A 13770-nucleotide genomic window follows, 5' to 3' on the forward strand; every position below is an offset into this window, starting at 1 on the left:
GGTTGATAGGCCAGGTCTGGAAGCCCGGTAACGGGTGGAGGTGACTGGTACTAATAGGCCGAGGGCTTGTCCTCAGTTGCTCGCGTCCACTGTGTTGGTTCTGAAACCACGAACAACCCGCTGTTGCCACAGCGGTCGGGTTGTCTGTTTCATAGTGTTTCGGTGGTCATAGCGTGAGGGAAACGCCCGGTTACATTCCGAACCCGGAAGCTAAGCCTTACAGCGCCGATGGTACTGCAGGGGGGACCCTGTGGGAGAGTAGGACACCGCCGAACAATTCTTGAGAAAAAGCCCCAATTCCCGGGTACAACCCGGTGAGTTGGGGCTTTTTCGCGTCCCTCGGCAGGGTCGGTGACGGGTGACGTACGGTTGCCCCTATGAGCAGTCCCGAGATCGCTGAGACATACGTCGTTCGTGGCATACGCGCCGAGGAGTGGCCTGCTGTGAAGGCACTGCGGCTCCTCGCCCTCCAGGACCCCGTGGCGCGCCTCGCCTTCCTGGAGACGTACGACGAGGCCTTGGCCAAGCCCGATTCCTTCTGGCAGGAGCGAGCGGCCGGCGCTGCCGCCGAGGGGGCGTCCGGCGTCCACCAGATCGTCGCGCAGGGCCCGGACGGCGAGTGGGTCGGAACCGTCACCGTGCTGCTGGAGGAGGCCGGCACCAAGGACTGGGCGGGGTTTCCGGTCGACCGGCGGCAGGGACATGTCGTCGGTGTGTACGTACGGCCCGAGCACCGCGGGTGCGGGCTGACCGAGGTGCTGTTCGAGGAGGCCCTGGAGTGGGCCTGGAGCCGTGGCGTTGAGCGTGTGCGGCTGATCGTGCACGAGGACAACGGTCGCGCACAGGCGTTCTATCGGAGGGCGGGGTTCGCGCCGACCGGGGTCACCGTGCCGGTGTCCGCGGTCGGTGGCGAGGAGCAGGAACTGGAGATGGCGATCGAGCGGCCGTAGGCGAGGCCGGCTACACGGGTAGTTCGTACTGGGGCCAGCGGCTGCGGGCCTGTTCTCTGGAGCGGAGGAGGGCCAAGGTCGGCAGGCCCTGGCCCGCTCCCGTCGTCAGGAGATCCGGGAACTGGGGCAGCGGGGCGACCGCTGCCACGTCGTCCAGGACCAGGGTGAGTGGTGGGTCGAGGCGACCGGAGGATGACCGTTCGGCCATGCGGCGGCCGCGCTCGACCACGCTGGAGGCGAGGGCCGTCAGCAGCGGCATGGCACCGGGGTGCTGGCGGGGGTCCTCGATGGATTCACCGACCACATAAAGTGTGCCCCCTTCGTTGACGAAGGAATCCAAGGCGAGGCTGTCATTTCGGTTGGGTGTGCATGCTTCGCGGATATTGACCGTGAAGAGCGAGGACAGCGCGCGGGCCGTCAGTTCCTGTGCCATGTCCCTGCGTTCGGGGTGCGAGGTGAGCGCGGCCTCCAGTTCACCTGCCGCGCCGGACGACGCCTTGGGGTTCGTCCGCAGGGCGCGCACGGCCTCCTGCACCTGTGCGCCCTGGGCCCAGCGGTGGATGTGCCGGATGGTGCGGCCCTCTATGGCGGCGGCGTGCAGATAGCTCCGCAGGAGCGTTTCCGCCACATCGGCCACCGCCTGGTCGATACGGGCCGTGGGGCGGACGGGGGCGAGCAGCGCCACAGCGCGTGCGGCGGCGGTCGCCTTGTCCTCGCAGCCGGCGGACGGCGACCAGTGCAGCCGGGCCGGGGTGTCGCACAGGTGGGAGGGGTCGTAGAGGAGGACGGGTCCCAGCTTGGCGCGGGCGTCCTTGGTCTCGGACCACAGGGCGGGGCTGGAGGTGATGACGAGCGCCGGCCCCTCCGCGTCGCGCACGGCCTGGGCGGCGACGGGATGACGGACGTCGGGGGCGCCCAGGACGACGGAGGGCGCCCGGGGAGTGCCAGGGACGGGGGCAGGGGTGCCGGGGGCCGCGAGTGCGGGGACTACGGGCAGGGCCTGTTCGACACCCGCCGTGGAGGGAACAGAGCCGGTGGCCGGCGCCGGCGGTCGCGTGCCGAGGTGCTCGGGGAGGGATGCGGCGGCCGGGGCCGCGGCAGGGTAGGGGGTGAAGTCCGGGGCGGCGGCGGTGAGCGAACCGGCCGCCACGTCGGGCAGCGCCCCCTGCGGTCTCCCGGCCGTCGCTGCGTGCGGTCCCACGGCCAGGTCCCCGCGCGGTGTCCCGGCCGTCTCCACGCGTGGTCCCAGGGCCACGTCCCCGTGCGGCGTACCGGCCGCAGCCTCCGCCTTCCTCCGGGCCCGTACCGCCTTCCACCGTGCCACCGTGCCGATCGCGAAGACCGTCAGCACGAACAGCACCATCAGTTCGCTTATGAACAGGCCCCAGAAGAGCCCGTATCCGGAGAGCTGGTCCGGTGGTGTGTCCGGCCACGCGCCCGTGATGTCGTGGGGTTCGGTGATCAGGCGGCGCATGGCCACCGGCGTGCTGCTGATCCGTACGCCGTGCGGCCACGCGCCCCGGGCGAACCAGCCCGCCAGGCCCGTGGCCGACCACACCAGCAGCGTGACGCCGAGCAGGAAGGCGAGCAGGCCCACCAACAGCCCGTCGGGGATACCGCCCTGGCCGTCCTGCCGCCGCTCCTGCCGCTCCTGCCGCTCCGTGCCTGCTCTCATCGGGACTCCAAGAACCCCATGTCGTCCATGTCTCTACGCCACCGTGGTCTCGGAGGAGCCGTCGAGATCGCTCAGTCGTTGTTCGACGAACGCCGCCGCGCGTTCCTCCGCCTCGAGTTCAGCGGCGCGCAGCGCGTCGTCCGCCAGGCGGTCGCTCGACGACTCCGTCATCGCGCGGTCGGTGAAGACCAGCGGCCGTTCCATCTCCGTGACGAGGTGTTTGACGACCTGTACGTTGCCGTTGACGTCCCACACCGCGATACCGGGGGAGAGCGTCGGGATGATCTCCACCGCCCAGCGCGGCAGACCCAGGACCCGGCCCGTCGCCCGTGCCTCGTCGGCCTTCTGGGCGTAGATGGTCCTGGTCGACGCCATTTTCAGGATCGCAGCCGCCTCCTTGGCGGCCGCTCCGTCCACCACGTCGCTCAGGTGGTGGACCACGGCCACGAAGGACAGGCCGAGGCGCCGGCCGAACTTCAGCAGCCGCTGGAACAGCTGGGCGACGAACGGGCTGTTGATGATGTGCCAGGCCTCCTCGACCAGGAAGATGCGCTTCTTCCGGTCGGGGCGGATCCAGGTGTGCTCCAGCCACACACCGACGATCGCCATCAGGATCGGCATGGCGATGGAGTTGCGGTCGATGTGGGACAGGTCGAACACGATCAGCGGGGCGTCGAGGTCGATGCCGACCGTGGTGGGGCCGTCGAACATGCCGCGGAGGTCACCGTCGACCAGGCGGTCCAGGACGAGGGCGACATCCAGGCCCCAGGCGCGTACGTCGTCCAGGGCGACGTTCATCGCCTCGGCCGAGTCGGGCTCGGGGTGCCGTAGCTGTTCGACGATGTCGCCGAGTACGGGCTGGCGCTCGACGATCGTCTCGTTGACGTAGGCGTGCGCGACCTTCAGGGCGAAGCCGGACCGTTCGTCCAGGCCGTGGCCCATCGCCACCTCGATGATCGTGCGGAGCAGGGCCAGCTGCCCGGTCGTGGTGATCGCGGGGTCGAGCGGGTTGAGCCGGATGCCGTGGTCCAGGGCCGCCATCGGGTCGAGCCGGATGGGTGTTATCCCCAGCTCCTCGGCGATGAGGTTCCACTCGCCGACGCCGTCCTCGCCCTGCGCGTCCAGGACCACGACCTGCCGGTCGCGGAACCTGAGCTGGCGCAGGACGTACGTCTTCTCCAGCGCCGACTTGCCGTTGCCGGACTCGCCGAGGACGAGCCAGTGCGGCGCCGGGAGCTGCTGGCCGTACAGCTGGAAGGGGTCGTAGATGTATCCCTTCCCGGAGTAGACCTCGCGGCCGATGATGACGCCGGAGTCGCCGAGGCCGGGTGCGGCCGTCGGCAGGTAGACGGCCTGGGCCTGGCCCGTGGAGGTGCGGACGGGCAGCCGGGTCGTCTCGACCTTGCCGAAGAGGAAGGACGTGAAGGCGTCGGTCAGGACGGACAGCGGATCCCGCATCAGGGCCTTACCTCCGAATGCCGGTGGCGAAGGGGAGCGTGTTCACGAAGGCCCGGTGGTGCTCGCGGTCGCACCACTCCAGCTTCAGATACGACTTGCCTGCCGAGGCACGGATGGTCCGCTTGTCGCGGGCCAGGGCTTCCGGGGAACGGGAGGAGACGGTGATGTACCCGACCAGGTTGACGCCCGCGGCGCCGCTCGCGAGGTCCTCGCCGCGCTGGTCGAGGCGGGAGTGGGCGGCGATGTCGCGGGGGTCGACGGTGCGGTTCATCTTGGCGGCGCGGCTCGCCTCCGCCTCGTCGTTGGTCTTCTCGGTGAGCATGCGCTCGATGGCGATCTCGGTGGGTTCGAGGTCCATCGTGACGGCGACGGTGCGGATGACGTCCGGGGTGTGGACGAGGAGGGGCGCGAGGAAGTTCACGCCGACCGGGGTCATCGGCCACTCCTTCACCCACGCGGTGGCGTGGCACCAGGGGGCGCGGGTGGAGGACTCGCGGGTTTTGGCCTGGAGGTAGGTGGGCTCCGTGGCGTCGAGCTCGGCGGGCCAGGCGTTGCGCCTGGTCATCGCCTGGATGTGGTCGATGGGGTGGTCCGGGTCGTACATGGAGTGGATGAGGGAGGCGAGCCGTCCCTGCCCCAGTGGCTGCCGGACGCGGATGTCCGCCTCCTGGAGCCGGGAGCAGATGTCGGTCAGCTCGCGGGCCATCACCACCGCGAGCCCGGCGTCCCGGTCGACCTTCCTGCCGCCCTGCGGCCGGGCGGCGCGCGCCATGGCCTGGGCCTCGGCGGCGAGCTCCCGGGTGTAGTGCATGCAGGCGACGAGGTAGGCGCGGTGCTGCTCGCTGCTGGTGGACACCATGGACAGCAACTGGTCGTAGGACTGCCGCAGCCATGTCGGCGAGCGCTCGTCGCCGCGCTGGGCGACGTCCTTGGCGTGCGCGTCCGGGTCGGCGGGCAGCGTGCGGGCCAGCATCTGGAGGCGGGTGACGAAGCCGTCGCCGTTCGCGACGTGCTTCAGCAGCGTGCCGAAGCGGTCGACGAGGGCCTCCTGGTCCTCGCTGTCGCGCAGGCCGACGCCGGGGCCCTCGATCTCGATCGCGGCGGTGACCGTCCTGCGGTCGGCGTGCAGGAGGACGGCGATCTCGTCGGGGCCGAAGGGGGCGGCGAGCCAGCTGATGCGGCCGATGCCCGGGGGCGGCCCGATCTCGACCTCGCGCCCGTCGAGCCGGGTGCCGGCCTCCATGACCCCGGACCGGTAGGCCGCGCCCCGGCGCAGGGCGCGCTTGTAACTGCGGTTGATCTCGAACCACTTGTAGAACGTGCGGTGCTTGTACGGGACGTACACGGCGGCGAGCGCGAGCAGCGGGAAGCCCATCAGCAGCAGGATGCGCAGGGACAGGACGGGGACGAGGAGCCCGCACATCATGCCGAGGAACGCGCCCCCGATGATCAGCGCGATCTCGCCGGTCTCGCGGTTGCGGCCGATGATCGCGTTCGGCCGGGCGCGGCCGATCAGATATGTACGGCGGGGCGTGACCGGATGGGACACGTGGGACTCGGTCGTCAACGCCCTTCACCTCCCGTGCGGTTGGTACTGCTGTTGCGGGTGCTGCCGGCGTGCGGCGACTGGGCCGGGCTGGTCCGTGGCGGGGGCGCGGAGGGGACGGATCCGCCGCCACCGGGGGTACGGGTGCTGTGCGCGGCCACACCGCCGGAGGCTGGGTTGGCGGGGCGGGGCGGCTGGGTGGCGCCCGCGGCCGCGCCGCCGTTGCTGTCGGCGCGGGTGCTGTGGGTCTTGATGCCCTGGGCGACGAGGGTCGCCGGGGAGCTGATGACGGCGGCGGCCTTGCGCTCGGCGCCCTGCATGATGCGGTTGTTGCGGGAGTTGACGATCTCGTCGCCGAAACCGGGCACGAACCGGTAGATCATGGCGCTCGAGAAGATGGCGAGCAGGATGATGGCGAGGCCGGAGACCACGGCGCCGAGGGCGTCGGGGCCGCCGTCGGTGGTCAGGGCGCCGGCGAGGCCGAGCACGATGACGATGACCGGCTTGACCAGGATGACGGCGATCATGATGCCCGCCCAGCGGCGGACGTGGCCCCACAGGTTCTTGTCGACGAGGCCGGAGTAGACGACGACACCGAGCAGGGCGCCGACGTAGAGCAGGACGGCTCGGATGAAGAGTTCCAGGTAGAGGACGCCTGCAGCGAGGATCGAGACCAGTGACACGATGATCAGCATGATCGGGCCGCCGCCGATGTCGGTGCCCTTGTTGAGCGCGCCGGCGAACGCGCCGAAGAACGTGGTCGTCTGGTTGCCGGTGGCTTTGGCCATGACGTCGCTGACGGCGTCGGTCGCGGAGACGACGGTGTACAGGATCAACGGGGTGAAGGCGGAGGCCAGCACCGTGAGCCAGAGGAAGCCGACGGCTTCGCTGATGGCGGTGCCGAGCGGAACACCGCGCACGGCTCGCTTGGCCACGGCCAGCAGCCACAGCACGAGGGTGAGGATGGCGGAGGCCGCGAAGACGATCTCGTACTGCTGCAGGAAGTGTGGGTTCGTGAAGTCGACGTTGGCGGTCTTCTGCACGGCCTCACTGAGTTTGTTGATGGTAGAGACGGCGGCGTCGGCGCAGCCCTTGGCGAGGGAGGAGAGGGGGTCGAGGGGGTTGTCGGGGGTGAGGGAGTTGCCGCCGGTGGAGCTGCCGGAGTTGCCTTTTTCGCAGTAGTCCTTGGCGGGGCCCCGGATGAGGTCGCAGGGGTCGTTGCTCGTCGAGGGCGACGGCGAGGGGCTCGGAGCGGCGAGGGCGCGGGTGGCAAACAGCATCATGGCCGTCTGCACGGCCGTGGCAGCGGCGGCGACCTTGAGCACGCGGCGCTTAGCGGGCATACGTGAACCCTCCGTACTCCTCGACGGCCTTGCTCATGTCGTCAGCGGTGGAGGCCTTCTGGTCGCGGCCGACCGGAACGGGCCCGTCCTTCTGCGTGAAGTCGGTGAGCTTCCAGTCGCTGTTGATCCACTTCAGCTGGTAGGTCGTCGTGTACCAGCTTTCGGACACCGGGTTGGTAGAGCCGTCGCCGGACAGCCCGAAGAGCGACGTGTACCAGAGCTCGACGGTCGCGCTGTCGGAGCCGTACTTCGTGACCTTGGTGCCTACCGGGATGATCCGCGAGACGAACGTCTCGCCGCTGGGTGCCGTGCCGTCCTTGTTCAAGCCGACGTTGGCCAGGAACTTCTCGTTCGAGTACGCCTTGTCGAGAGCCGACTGCCGAGCGGCGGCCACGTCGGGCGCGTAGACGGCGTTGACGATGGTGTGCCGTTGTTTGGTGTCGAACATGCCCGCGGAGCCGAGCGCCACCGCATAGTTGGCCGCAGCCGACTCCGCCCCATGCTGATCATGCGCGAAGCCCGAAGGAATCCCCCCGGTCTTCGACTGGACCGGTCGTGCCCCCGAAGCCGCCGTGGGGGCCGAGCCCGCTCTGGGCTCGCCGCCGTCCGCCGATGAGGAACCCCCGTCCCCGCGGTTCGCGAAGGCGATCGCTGCGATCAGGAGGACGACCACGCCGACCACCGTGACCAGGCTCCGGGACGAGGACCGGCCCCGCCGGGCTCCCCCGTACACGTCACCGCTCCGGCCGCCCGGCAGCCGGGTGCGGGTCTGCCCGACTCCGCCGTACTCCGTGTCGCCCCCGCCGGGGGCACCGTCACCGAGACTCACGCCGCGCACGCCCCTTCAGCTGTTGGCCTACTTGAACCGCGTAGAAGTACGACGGTAGCCGTGCTGGTTGCCGCGCGGACGCGGTGTGGTGACTCGACATCAGGGAAACGCAACCTCAGCCGGTGGGCGCGACGGACGAATGGGTCGGATGGGCTACCGGGCGCGCCCGGCCGGGGACTGACGGTGCGCCGGGTGGGCCCGGCGGTCCGGGGCCGGGCCTAGACGGCCATGCCGTACACGATCGTGAACAGCGTGCCCAGCGAGCCGATGATGAAGACCCCGGTCAGACCCGCGATGATGAGACCCTTGCCCTGCTCGGCGCTGAACGTGTCGCGCAGGGCCGTCGCACCGATGCGCTGTTTGGCCGCGCCCCAGATCGCGATGGCCAGGCAGAGCAGGATGGCGACGGCCATCACCACCTCGACCATCACGCGAGCCTCGTTGCCCAGGCTGCCGAACGGTCCCCAGTCTGGGGCGATACCGCCGATGATCGTGTTGATGTCGCCTTTTGCGGCCGCGAGATGCATGTAAGTCACCGCCCCTGTTGGGTTGTTCCGTACCCCCTGCCACCGTCGCAGAGGTCAGGGCCATTGTCGCCGACAATGCCGCTGTCGTATGTCGACTTGGCGTCATTGATTGGCGGGTTTCGTACGTGTCCCTTGCGTCCGGTCCGCTTGGGACCCTCGCGAGGGGCGTGGACCGGTGTGTGAAGGGGCGTATGGTCACTGTGTGTATCACGGCAGGTCACGCCGGGCAATGAAGTCACAGCGGAACCTGGTGTGTGGTTCCGTCGTTAACTTCTTCTGCGCCGCGAGAGCCGGTCGGCCCCCTGGCGCGAGCTGACCGGCCGGCCCGTGGTGTTCGGGTGTCACCCGTACGAGCGGAAGGCTATCCATGAACAGGGGGCGCGCAGGCGTCGGGTGGCGGCATGTCAGATCTCACGGTTGTGCGTCGAAGCACGGGACGTGCCGGGACGCGGGACGTGCCGGGACGCGGGACGTGCCGGGGGCACGCACGGCGACGGGCCGCGGCTGGTTGCCGCGGCCCGTCTCCCGGAGGGTGCCGTCGGTAAGTCCCCACTTACTCGCTGACGGCGTCCGTCGTGTGCGGGGGAAGGGGATCAGCGGGTGAAGGCGTGGATCCCCTCCGGGGTGCCCCAGCCGGTCGGGCCGTCGTAGCCGGACCGGGCCGTGCAGAAGTAGCTGGTGGAGCAGGAGCCGTTGCTGCCGCCGGTGACGTCGTTGAGGGCGGACGTACCGGCCGCGGCGTAAGGGTACGAGGCCGGGTAGTCGGTGCTGCCCGGGGTGCCGGCCAGGGCGTAGACCCCGGCGATGATGGGCGCCGAGGCGCTGGTGCCGCCGTAGGTCACCCAGCCGGTGCCGTCGCCGTAGGTGTCGTAGACCGAGACGCCGGTGGCGGGGTCGGCGACGGCCGAGACGTCGGCGACCATGCGCTTGGAGCAGCCGGAGTCGGTCTGCCAGGACGGCTTGGCGTCGTACGCGGAGCAGCCCGAGCCGGTGCCCTCGGTGCTGCTGGTGTTCCACACGCTCTCGCTCCAGCCGCGGATGTTGGAGGCGGTGGAGAGCCGGGTGCCGCCGACGGCGGTGACGTACTTGGAGGCGGCCGGGTACTCGGCGCCGTACCCCTCGTCGCCCGCGCTGGCGGTGATCGCGACGCCCGGGTGCTTGAAGTACGAGGAGTCGTACGTCGAGTCGGAGGAGGACTCGGAGCCGCCGTAGCTGTTGGAGACGAACTTGGCGCCGAGCTTGACGGCCTCGTTGACGGCGGTGCCCAGGTTGCTCATCGAGGCGGACTTGGCCTCGACGAGCAGGATGTTGCAGTTCGGGCAGACGGCGGAGGCCATGTCGAGGTCGAGGGATATCTCACCGGCCCAGCCGCTGTCGGCGGAGGGGAGGGAGGTGGTGGAGCCGCTCTGGCTGACCTTCGTGAAGCAGCCGTTGTCGGAGGTGCAGTCCGGGAGGCCGTAGTAGGAGCGGTACTGGGCGAGGTCGGACTCGGCGTTCGGGTCGTCGTACGCGTCGACGATCGCGATGGTCTCGCCGGAGCCGTTGCCGGCGGCGGCGTCGGTCAGGCCGTAGGCCGACTGGAGGTCGCCGGGGCCGTAGCCGGTGGGGGAGTCGGAGGCGGCCTTCGGGGAGACGGCCTGGGGCGTGACGCCCTCCTTCTTGGCCTGCTGCCGCTGGAAGGCGGTGATGCCACCGGTGACGCGCAGGGCGTTGCAGGCCATCTCGCCCTTCTTCTTGGGCAGGGCGCAGGAGCGGGTCCACGTCACCTTGGATGAGGCGGACGTGGCCGAGGAGGATTTCGAGGGCGTGGTTTTCGCCGAGGTGGCCGCGTCCGCGTGGGCCGCGGTGCCGAGGCCGGTGAACACGAGGGCGGCGGTGGCGACGGCGGCCGAGCCCATGCGGCGCCACCGGCCGGGCCGGGCCGGTCTGTTGGGGGGTGTCGTACGCAACGTGCGTTCTCCTGAGTCGCTTTGACAGGGAAAATGCGTGCGGGTGCGTCGCCGGTTCGGTGTCCCCGGCGACGAGGCGGCGGCCCGGGACGACCCTGACTTGTTGAGTACGCGACAAACAAGAGACTCCAGAATTCCTGACCTCCGCATTGCCGAACCGAGGCGTCCGCCTTACTGGTCGATGGCCGGGGGATGGCGGGGGCGTGGCGTCGGCTTGACGGGATTCACAGGGGGGCGCCGAGGGCGTTGAGAGTGCTGCGCGGGGTGGGTCTACGCGCATCCTCCTGCGGGGCGGGTGAGGGCCAGTTTCGAACTGACGTTCATCGCACATGCGTACAGAGATCAGGAGGGAGGGAGTTCCTGTGGGCCGAATGCCCCTGTTGAGCTGTGGGAATGAGACCTCATAGAGGAATTTCAGGGTGCTCAAAGAGTTTTTCTCACCTTTCTGGGCCACAGTAAGAGGTGATGAACCGCATCAGACGCCTCCCTGGCAACCGCCGGCACGCGTTCTTCGGTACCGTCGTGCTGCTGGCCGTCACGTCCTCCTCCGTGGCGGCGGCCGCCGGCGGTCCCGGACCGCTGGGCGTAACCGTGCCGACGCCGGCCACTTCGGCCAGCTCCCGCATCGGCGCGCTGTTCGGCGAGTCGGGCGGGCTGGAGGGGGGTCACTTCTGCACCGCCTCCGTCGTGCACAGCAAGCACCGCAACCTGATCGTGACCGCCGCGCACTGCGCGGGCAGCGGCAGCCTCTGGTTCGCCCCGGGCTACCGGGACGGCAAGGCGCCCTACGGTGTGTGGAAGGTGACCAGGACATTCGTCGGCGACCGCTGGAGCGGTGGGCAGGACGAGGACAGCGACGTGTCGTTCGCCACCGTGGAGTCCATCGGCGGCGTCGAGGTCGAGAGCATCGTGGGGGGCAACAAGTTCGTCACCGGGCACGAGACCGGCGCCACCGCCGTCACCGTCACCGGCTACCCCGACTCCCAGGAATCCCCGATCACCTGCACCAACAGGCCGACCGTCCACAGCCGCACCCAGCAGCGCATCGACTGCCCTAGCTTCACCAGCGGCACGAGCGGCAGCCCCTGGGTGAACGGCTACGGCGAGGTCGTGGGCATCCTCGGCGGACACGAACAGGGCGGTTCCACCCCGGACGTGTCCTACAGCGTCGTTCTCGGACGCGAGGCCGCGGACCTGTACCGGACCGCGTCCGGCGGGTAGGGCGGTCGCCGCGTCCGGCGGGCAGGACCAGCGCCGGTCACGCGGGTAGCACCTCTTCCTTGTCCGAGGCGTAGCACCACCACCGCGCCCTGCAGGCAGGACCACCGCCGCGTCCGGCGGTAGCGCCACCGCCGCCCGTCCGGCGGCCAAACTCCCGGCCCCCTTTCCCGGTGGCCGGTCTTCTGCGGTCCACGTCGTCCGGCCAGGGCTTTTCAGGGTGGTCGAACAGCTCTCGCCCCTACACTGACCCTCGGCGTACTCCCGGGCGGCGAGGGGCGGTTGACGGTGCGTAAGGCGTGGATCTGGGCGACCGTAGCCGTCGGTGCCGCGCTGAGCTTTGTGATGCTGCTCGTCGTCGGGGTCTACACGGTCGCCGGGAACCTCGCGAACGGCATCGGCGGGGGATCCGTCGCCCTCGCCAAGAACGCCGTCCCCGCCGCGTACTCCGCCATCGTGCAGAAGTGGGGCAACCTGTGCAGCGCCATCAACCCCGCGCTGCTGGCCGCCCAGCTCTACCAGGAGAGCGGCTTCAACCCGAACGCCAAGAGCCCCGCCAAGGCCGAAGGCATAGCGCAGTTCATCCCCGGCACCTGGGCCATCCACGGCATCGACGGCAACGGCGACGGCAGGGCCGACGTCTGGGATCCGCGCGACGCGATCCCGTCGGCCGCCTCCTACGACTGCAAGCTCGCCTCCTACGTCAAGGACGAGCCCGGCGACCCGACGGAGAACATGCTCGCCGCGTACAACGCGGGGGCGTACGCGGTCATCCGGTACGGAGGCGTGCCGCCGTACAAGGAGACCCAGAACTACGTCAGGACGATCACCACCCTGGCGAAGAGCTTCGCCGCGCCCGTGCAGCGGCTCGACCCCTCCAAGCAGGCGGCGGGGGCGATCTACTACGCGCAGAAGAAGCTCGGCACCCCCTACCTGTGGGGCGGCGACGGCACGCCCGAGGAGGGCGGACGCTTCGACTGCTCCGGCCTGACCAAGGCCGCCTACGGGAGCGTCGGCATCACGCTGCCGCGCGTCGCCAACGACCAGTACAACGCCGGACCTCACCCCAGCCGCGACGAACTGCTCCCCGGCGATCTGGTGTTCTTCTCGCACGACCCGACCAATTCCCGGGCCATCCACCACGTCGGGATCTACGTCGGCGGCGGCTACATGATCGACGCGCCGAGAACCGGTGCCGTGATCCGTTTCGACCCGATCGACAACTCCGACTACTTCGGGGCGACGCGTGTCACCGAGGATGGCGCGAAAGCGCTGCCCACGACGGTGTGAATCGGGATGTGAACGGCGCATGCGCGGGTGCCCGCTGGCTGGAACCTTCCCTCACGCTCACCCTCGTGAGCTGCGAAGACGTGTCTCTCTTCGATAACGTCTGCGTGATCATTCGGTGGAATGCGGAACGTGGGGAACAGGACTGTGCGTTCCTTCTCCCGTAGAGCGTTGACGTACGGCAGCCGGCTCGACGTGGAGCGGATCTACGACCACGGGGATGGTGCAGCGGCGCGCGCACGGCGTGTCCGCGGACGGGACGGACGACGAAGGGGCCGCGCACGATGGCTGGACTGGCCGAGTCAGGGTCGAACCCCGACGTCGATCTGCTCTACGACATCAATGGCCTGGCCAAGGATGCGCCGCACTGGTTCGACCGGGTCATGGGGTTCGTCGGCGAGTGGGGTCTGCTGCTCGCCATGGTGCTGCTCGTCCTGTGGTGCTGGACGAGCGTGCGGCGCAGGGGCGGCGAGGACGCGGCGTCGTCCGTGGCGGCGATCGTCTGGGCGCCGCTGGCCGCCGGTATCGCGGTGCTGGTGAACGTGCCGATCCGGGGCTTCGTGGAGCGCCCGCGGCCGTTCGTCGACCACCAGGGGCTGGACGTCCTCGTCACCGGCAAGAGCGACTACTCCTTCGTCAGCGACCACGCCACGCTCACCATGGCCATGGCCGTCGGACTCTTCGTGGCGAACCGGAAGTTCGGGTTGCTCGGTCTCGGCCTGGCTCTCCTCGAGGGCTTCTGCCGGGTCTACATGGGCGTGCACTACCCGACGGACGTCATCGGCGGCTTCGCGCTCGGTACCGCCGTCGCCCTGCTGCTCTCCCCGCTCGCCACGGCGATGCTCACCCCGGTCATGAAGGCCGTCGAGCGCTCACCGCGTGCCGGCCGGCTGATCCGGGCCCGCGGGGGACGCGCCGCGGAGACCGTGATCTCCGGGGCGCGGCGCGAGTCGTCCTGCCCTCAGGACAGGGACCTGGCGGCGTAGGG

General features: G+C 69.8%; 11 protein-coding genes and 1 rRNA gene. 5 read left to right on the top strand and 7 right to left on the bottom strand.

All coding sequences use genetic code 11. From position 1 onward, the window contains the following. The first annotated feature begins 158 nt into the window (after window positions 1-158). Window positions 159-275 (top strand): 5S ribosomal RNA (gene rrf / locus ACZ7L1_RS24705). 102 nt (window positions 276-377) lie between these two features. After that, entirely contained in the window at window positions 378-950 is a 573-nt protein-coding gene (locus ACZ7L1_RS24710) for a GNAT family N-acetyltransferase (protein ID WP_471440197.1), read from the top strand. Window positions 951-960: 10 nt separating this feature from the next. On the opposite strand, the gene ACZ7L1_RS24715 is transcribed toward ACZ7L1_RS24710, so the two are convergent. From ACZ7L1_RS24715 to ACZ7L1_RS24745, 7 genes are all read right to left on the bottom strand, one after another. Beyond that, window positions 961-2625, bottom strand: coding sequence for a type IV secretory system conjugative DNA transfer family protein (locus ACZ7L1_RS24715; protein WP_471440198.1), 1665 nt, complete (start codon window positions 2623-2625; stop codon window positions 961-963). A 33-nt stretch (window positions 2626-2658) separates the two neighbouring features. Then, a complete protein-coding gene (locus ACZ7L1_RS24720) occupies window positions 2659-4083 on the bottom strand; it encodes an ATP-binding protein (RefSeq protein ID WP_471440199.1) in 1425 nt (474 codons plus the stop codon). 7 nt (window positions 4084-4090) lie between these two features. Then, window positions 4091-5650, bottom strand: coding sequence for an SCO6880 family protein (locus ACZ7L1_RS24725; protein WP_471440200.1), 1560 nt, complete (start codon window positions 5648-5650; stop codon window positions 4091-4093). Further along, window positions 5647-6972 (bottom strand): hypothetical protein, encoded by a 1326-nt coding sequence (locus tag ACZ7L1_RS24730; protein ID WP_471440201.1) that lies wholly within the window; start codon window positions 6970-6972, stop codon window positions 5647-5649. The genes ACZ7L1_RS24725 and ACZ7L1_RS24730 overlap by 4 nt, the downstream gene beginning before the upstream one ends. After that, window positions 6962-7801, bottom strand: coding sequence for a DUF8175 domain-containg protein (locus ACZ7L1_RS24735; RefSeq protein WP_471440202.1), 840 nt, complete (start codon window positions 7799-7801; stop codon window positions 6962-6964). Before ACZ7L1_RS24735 ends, ACZ7L1_RS24730 begins: the two co-directional genes overlap by 11 nt. A gap of 218 nt (window positions 7802-8019) precedes the next feature. Continuing rightward, window positions 8020-8328: a hypothetical protein gene (locus tag ACZ7L1_RS24740; RefSeq protein WP_043441655.1), complete on the bottom strand. Its 309-nt coding sequence runs from the start codon at window positions 8326-8328 to the stop codon at window positions 8020-8022. Between the two features lie 593 nt (window positions 8329-8921). Then, a complete protein-coding gene (locus ACZ7L1_RS24745; RefSeq protein ID WP_471440203.1) occupies window positions 8922-10277 on the bottom strand; it encodes a S53 family peptidase in 1356 nt (451 codons plus the stop codon). A 465-nt stretch (window positions 10278-10742) separates the two neighbouring features. Between ACZ7L1_RS24745 and ACZ7L1_RS24750 the strand changes: the two genes are divergently transcribed. From ACZ7L1_RS24750 to ACZ7L1_RS24760, 3 genes are all read left to right on the top strand, one after another. Continuing rightward, complete coding sequence (locus ACZ7L1_RS24750) at window positions 10743-11498, top strand: trypsin-like serine peptidase (protein WP_471440204.1); 756 nt, start codon at window positions 10743-10745, stop codon at window positions 11496-11498. A 279-nt stretch (window positions 11499-11777) separates the two neighbouring features. Next, a complete protein-coding gene (locus tag ACZ7L1_RS24755) occupies window positions 11778-12785 on the top strand; it encodes a C40 family peptidase (protein ID WP_471440205.1) in 1008 nt (335 codons plus the stop codon). A gap of 281 nt (window positions 12786-13066) precedes the next feature. Beyond that, the gene (locus tag ACZ7L1_RS24760) at window positions 13067-13768 is read left to right on the top strand and encodes a phosphatase PAP2 family protein (protein WP_471440206.1); all 702 of its coding nucleotides are present in this window, start codon (window positions 13067-13069) and stop codon (window positions 13766-13768) included. Window positions 13769-13770: the final 2 nt, after the last annotated feature.

Source organism: Streptomyces sp. NPDC107546 (assembly GCF_055639175.1).